Origin of the sequence: Bifidobacterium sp., from assembly GCF_051876855.1 — a bacterium.
Taxonomy (GTDB): Bacteria; Actinomycetota; Actinomycetes; order Actinomycetales; family Bifidobacteriaceae; genus Bifidobacterium.
In genome coordinates, this window is record NZ_JBJEIH010000090.1 from 1 (window position 1) to 6,399 (window position 6,399).

The 6,399-nt window shown below is 60.6% G+C and carries 5 protein-coding genes; 3 read left to right on the forward strand and 2 right to left on the reverse strand.

Going from position 1 to position 6,399, the window contains the following annotated elements:
- The 3 genes from ACI38B_RS06060 to ACI38B_RS06070 form a co-directional block, all read left to right on the forward strand.
- A partial coding sequence (locus ACI38B_RS06060; protein WP_439729967.1) for a glycosyltransferase occupies window positions 1-314 on the forward strand: 314 nt, incomplete at its 5' end.
- A gap of 96 nt (window positions 315-410) precedes the next feature.
- Window positions 411-1,967: a UDP-N-acetylmuramate--L-alanine ligase gene (gene murC, locus ACI38B_RS06065; RefSeq protein WP_439729968.1), complete on the forward strand. Its 1,557-nt coding sequence runs from the start codon at window positions 411-413 to the stop codon at window positions 1,965-1,967.
- Between the two features lie 781 nt (window positions 1,968-2,748).
- Window positions 2,749-3,612: a cell division protein FtsQ/DivIB gene (locus ACI38B_RS06070; RefSeq protein WP_439729969.1), complete on the forward strand. Its 864-nt coding sequence runs from the start codon at window positions 2,749-2,751 to the stop codon at window positions 3,610-3,612.
- Window positions 3,613-3,951: 339 nt separating this feature from the next.
- Here ACI38B_RS06070 and ACI38B_RS06075 read toward each other — a convergent pair whose 3' ends face one another.
- A complete protein-coding gene (locus ACI38B_RS06075; protein ID WP_439729970.1) occupies window positions 3,952-5,565 on the reverse strand; it encodes an MATE family efflux transporter in 1,614 nt (537 codons plus the stop codon).
- Window positions 5,566-5,885: 320 nt separating this feature from the next.
- Window positions 5,886-6,399: DUF3800 domain-containing protein (locus ACI38B_RS06080; protein ID WP_439729971.1), on the reverse strand; the 514-nt coding region annotated here is incomplete at its 5' end.

Sequence of the window (6,399 nt, forward strand, 5' to 3'; positions counted from 1 at the left end):
TGGTGATTTGCCGGGCGGGAGCCGGCACGGTGTGCGAACTGACCGCGCTTGGACTACCCGCGATTTACGTTCCGCTGCCGATTGGCAACGGCGAGCAGCGCTTCAACGCGCAGCCGGTTGTCGACGCGGACGGCGGCATGATGGTCAATGACAGCGATTTCACCGCTGCATGGGTGCACGACCATATCGCCGGACTGCTGGATGATCCGCAACGTTTGCATGAGCTCGGCGACCACGCCTGGCAGTATGGCATCCGTGATGCAGCCGACATCATGGCCCGGCACATCCTCAGCCTTGCGGCGGCGCGCCGGTAGGCCGGGACGCCGCCGGTGTACAGGCCGCTACGCCATCATCACGCATAATCATGCCATAATAGGGACAGCAACCAAGAGAAAGCAGTGCCTTCCATCATGAATACAGAGCCTATCGTGCTTGACCCGACTGTCGCGGCCTTTACTGAAGACCAGCGAGTCAGCGATTTGGGAACCACCCACTTCATCGGCATCGGGGGAGCGGGCATGAGTGTCCTCGCTGAAATGCTGCACGAGCAGGGTGTGAACGTCACCGGCTCGGACAGGGAGCGCAACGCGAAAACCGAACGGCTCGAAGCCCTCGGCATCCAGGTTGCGATCGGCCAGCGGGCAGACAATGTGCGCGGCGCATCAACCGTGGTGTATTCCAGCGCCATCAAGCCGGACAATCCGGAGATCGTCGCCGCGGCGCGCCAAGGCTCGCATATCGTGCATCGCAGCGATATCCTCGCACTGCTCATGAACCATCATGATGCGGTCGCCGTGGCAGGTGCGCACGGCAAGACCACCACCAGCTCGCTGCTGTCCCATATCCTCGTGCACGCGGGCACCGGCGACTTGGCCGATCCCAGTTACGCGATTGGTGGCACCATCCAAGGCCCCGATGGCCAGACCCTCGACGGCGGACATGCCGGCACCGGGCGCATCCTCGTCGCAGAAGCCGACGAGTCGGACGGCAGTTTCGCCAAATATCGGCCTGCCATCGCCATCATCACCAACGCCGAAGCGGACCATCTTGACCATTACGGCACGCCAGAGCGCTATTGTGAAGCGTTCGTCGCCTATGCATCGAACGCGCGAGGGCATATCGTCATGACCGCTGACGACCCGGGTGCGCTTGACGTGCTGCGCGGCCTTGACGATTCGGTCATGCACCGCACGGTTATTTACACCACGCACAGCGCGCAGATGGTGCTTGACGCCGTAGCCCAGGCCGCAGGCGCCGCCATCGTCACCATCACCTCAGAAAGCGAGCAGGCCGGCGACGGTGAGGAACGGTTCACCATCGACATGCCCGCCGCGCTCACCGGAGAAGCGCACGCTATCCCCGTCAGCCTTAAGATTCCAGGCATTCATAACGCCCGCAACGCGACCGCCGCGATCATCGCCGCCACACTGCTGGGTATGGACCCTGATGCCGCCGCGCAAGCCGCGGGAAGCTTCCTCGGTGCATCCCGCCGCTTCCAGGTGCGCGGATGCGAGAAGCAAGTCACCGTCGTGGACGATTACGCGCATCACCCCACCGAAATCACCGCGCTGCTCAACGCTGCGCGCCGGCGCTACCCGGATGCCGTCATCCGCGTACTGTTCCAGCCGCATCTGTTCTCGCGCACCAAGTTCTTCGCACGCGAGTTCGCTGAGGCGTTGGCGCTCGCTGATGATGTGATTGTGACCGGTATTTACCCGGCACGCGAAAAGCAGGAGGATTTCCCGGATATCACCGCGCAGACCATCGTCGATGCCGCCAAGGGGATTGACCACGAGCCGGCGGACTGGATCCGTGCGGTTGACGACATGCATACCGCGGCGCTGATGATGGCGATGCGCGCGCATCACGGCGATGTGGTCTTCACCGTGGGGGCAGGCGATATCACTGCTATGGGTCCGGTGCTGTTGCACGCGCTCGAGGCGCACCGCGAGAACTGCGGGGATTGATATGCCGGGACGCGTGGCACGAAGTGGGTCCGCCGGCGGGTCATCGCATGACGGGCTGCAGCACAACGGGCGCGAACCGCGTTCTGTCGCCGGTCGTGTTGAACCCGGTGCAGGACGTGTTGAACCCCCCAGCGTTCGGCGTGCCGGATCCGGAGCCGGCAACGCGGCATCGAGAACGGTGTCGGGGAGCCCAGCATCGGGGAGTGCGGCATCGGGAAACGCTGTATCAGGGAACAAGACGCTGTCAGGCAACGTGTCACAAGACGTTCGGATATCATCGAGCGGTACTTTTCCGCGCGTCGCAAGGCAATCCCGGAGTGTGGCGAGTCCAGCCATCCCCGGTGTGTCGTCTGGCGGTTCCAGGGACGCGAGCTCGTCCAAGCCTGTATCCCGCAGGACGGCTTCCGGCCGCGCCGCCTCAAATCGCGGGTCGTCGGGTCGTTCCGTAGCATCCGGACGCGCTACCGTGCCTGAACGACGTCCATCGTCAACGGACGATGCCGGCAAATCCAGCAATGCAGGCGGTACCGCGGAGCCGGCCACGAGCCGCCGCAAGCGGTCGTTGCGCGCGATTGTGTCCCGAAATAGACACAAGGCCGCGGATTCGGACGCCATCTCTAACAACGGCGGAACCTCAAAACAAGGCCGCGTGGCGAGCTCAGCGAAACGCAACAGGCTGAACAAATCCGCGGATGGCGGCGAACAGGGGAGCGGATCTGATCTCGCAAGTACGACGCACAGCGGCAGGAGAGTCTCCGTCGGTGGCGCGTCCGGAACTGGTGTGTCCAGAGCGACTGGATTCGTGGATGCCAGGGCGTTACAAAGCGAAGACTTGGTCGCCAAAACGCTGAGCGAAAGTACCGGGCCGTTGGGGGTCGCCGCGCGGCCAAAAGTCGTGGATTTCAACGCGCGCGTCAAGGAACGGCAGCATGCCAACACGCTGATGGTCGTCAAACGTGTGGCGATCGCCATTGTGTCCATAGCCGCCGTCGTGGGTGTCGTATGGGCGCTGTTCTTCTCGCCGTTGCTGCGGCTTGACTCCGCGCAAATCACGGTGACCGGAGCCAACGAATGGGTCAGCGGCAGCAAAGTGGAGTCCATCGCCTCGGCTCAGGCCGGGAAATCCTTGCTTCTGGTGTCGACCAATGACATCGAAACGCAGCTTGCCGCCATTCCTGGTGTCAGCAAGGCGACGGCGACGAAACAATACCCGCACGGTATGCAGGTCACCATCAGCGCGCAGGAGCCCGCCGCCATGCTGAAAACGCCCGACGGTTCGCTGACCGCGGTCGACGGCAAGGGACGGGTGCTGAACTCCGTGAAAAACGCTTCGACTGCCGGGATTCCGGTCATCGAAGTGGATGATGTTGCCAAAAGCTTGAAGAGCCGGTCCGTGGTGACTGCGGTGAAAGTCGTGGATTCGCTGTCCGACGCGATGCGGGCGCGGGTGAGCAAAGTCACCGCGCAGACGCAGGATTCCGTCACCACCGAGCTGGACAACGGCAACTACACAATCATCTGGGGGAATGCCTCGCAGATGAAACTCAAGAAAGCTGTGGTCGATAAGATTATCAACGACCCGAATGTGATCGGGGACAAGCATTCCGTGGACGTCTCGGCGCCGTTGCGGCCGATGATCAAGTAGCCGGTTGGCGGTTGTGTGGGCGGGTGTTCGCGTGCGTGGCGGGTGTGCAGGCGTGAAAACGACGGTGCTTCGGGGCACCGGTGCTTCGGCGTGTGGTTGCGCGAGGCAGTGCGGGGTTGTGTGAGGATTGGCTCGCACAATGACGGTGCAATGTGTCCCGGGATGCTGATTTGGCTTGGTTGTGGGGCGTTGTGTGAGGATTCGCTCACACAGTCACCTGTCGGGCCACGGGAATCAGCCTCTGGGATTGGCCGGGCTGCCATTGTGTGAGGATTGGCTCGCACATCGCCGGGATGATGCAGCCAGAGCTGACTCACACGGCACACAATCGGTCACCTGTCATTGCTCGTCGACAATCGCCGCCGGGTGCCGCTTGCTGAATCGCAGGTAATACAGCGCCGAACAAATGAGGATTGACAGCAGCGAGCCAAGTGGCGCGGCGCATCCCATGGGGAACAAGTTGTCCGGCCACAGCAGGGATGCCGCATACGCCCCTGGGATGCGCACGAGCAGCACCGACACAATATTGTGTGCGAACGTGTACAGGGATTTGCCGTAGGCGCTGAAGAACCCGCTGAAGCAGAAGTGGACGCCCGCCAGAATACAGTCGAAGGAATAACTGCTCAGGTATTGCGCCCCGTATCTGACCACCGCTTCGTCGTCCGGGGAGAAGACGCGCATGATGTCCGCGCCCCAGATCTGGCTCGCGAGACACACAACCGCACCGTACGCTATGCACATGGTGATGCCGTATCGCAGCGCCGTTTTGCTGCGCGAATGTTGCCGTGCACCGGCGTTCTGCCCGGCGACCACCGACACGGTTGACAGCATTGCCGAGGGTACGAGGAACAGGAAGGAGATGATTTTCTCGACGATGCCGACGGCGGCGGAGATTTCCAAGCCGCGCCCGTTGGCGATGGCGGTGATCACGATAAACGAGACCTGGATGCACAGTTCCTGCAGTGCGATTGGCGTGCCGATGGTCAGGATCTGCCGCGTGCCGGCCCAATCGTAGACGAGGTCGGTTTTCCGGAGGCGGACGCCGGTGTTCGCGTACTTGAGATAGATGAGGGCCGCCACCACCGAGAACGCTTGAGAGATGACCGTGGCGAGCGCGGCGCCTGCCGCTTGCATGTGTGCGCCGCTGATGAACGCGAGGTCGAGTCCCACGTTGAGCAGTCCGGCGAGGGCGACGAAATACATTGGGTGCCGCGAATCGCCGAATCCGCGGAATATCGCGCTGATCACGTTGTACGCGACGATGAACGGGGTACCGAAGAAGCAGATGGTCACGTAGTCGTGTGCTTGGCTGAAAGCTTCAGGCGGCGTGGACAGCAGGCGCAGCAGCGGGTCGGCGCTCGCTGTCAGGGCGATGGTGGCGATGATCGCGACAAAGGCGAACAGGCGGATGGATTGTCCGATTTGGCGCTGCACCTTGCCTATGCGTCGGGCGCCGATCGCGTGGCTGATGGTCACTGTGACGCCCGTGGTCAGGCCGACGATGGTGACGGTCACCAGGTGGGTCATCTGACTACCCGTGGAGACGGCTGAAACGGAGTCCGCGCCGTTGAATCTGCCGACGATGAGCAGATCAGCCAGTTCGTAGCAGCTTTGCAGGAAGCAGGTGATGAGATAGGGGATTGAGAAGCGCAGCATGGTGGGAATCAGCGGTCCACGGGTCAGGTCTCCCTTGAGATTTCCTGTGGTCGAGCGTGCGTCGGTGATTGCGGGGTGTGTTGGGTCTGGCTGGATGGAGTTGCTGTTTGTGGCGTTCGTGATGTTTGAGGTGCTTGGGATGGTATTGACGTTCACGGTGTTTGCGGTGCTTGATGCGGCTGTGGAGATTGCGGTGTTTGTGTCGCTTATTGTAGCTTCGGGAATCGCATCGTTTGCAGCGGTGTTGGTATCGTTCACGTCAGTTGCGGTATGCCGAGTCTCGCCGGCCTGTGCCATGGTTGCCCTCTCCTCGCGATTTCCGCAGGTCGCGTGGCATGACGGCATGCGGTCGGCCGGTTGAAACCGGATGATTCCATAGGTAACGCCGGCTGTAGACAGGGGAGGGGTGCGGGTGGTCGTGCGATGATTGCTGCGTTGTCAGGTATCTGGTATGCGACGAGGGTACTTGATGCTTGACTCCGATTTTCCTTCGGGTTCTCAATTTATATTGCTGCCTTGACGTGCTTTGCCGTTGCTGATATCATTGCTGTATAAATGGATTGGGGTGTCCCGGTCGGCGGTTGCTTCGTAGATGCATCTACAAAGCAACCGCTTTTTTACGGAAAAATCTTCAAGCCATAACCTTTGATGCAGCCGGTAGCGCTTGTTCTGAGCTTCTTGCGGATGATATTCCAAGCACGATTCGGCTGCTGAGGATGCAGATAATGGATTCCGATAGGCCTAGCAGTCAAGTCGGCGAATTGCAGGCCGGCAAGATTCATGCTTTTCGGTGCCCACAATGGCTGAACGGTGTCGTTCAAACCGTTGATACGGTTCTCTGTGAGCAAGCCGTTGATTGTATGTTCGAGGTTCTTGTCTTCCTTTTTTCCACGGCATTCGAATATGACAGGCGTTTTTCGTCCTTTTTGTCCGTGCGCCTGCACTTCGTAAAACACGCGCTCGATGCCAAATCGCGCTGCAACATCATATGGTGTTTGTTTGGTGTCGGGATAGTTGCTGAGGAACTTTCTTTTGTCAATGAGAACCGACTGGATGATGTATTCTGATGTACTCATGAGTGTGTTGAGTCTGGAATAGAACGTATCCGCTGTGGTCTTGTCATTTAGGAAG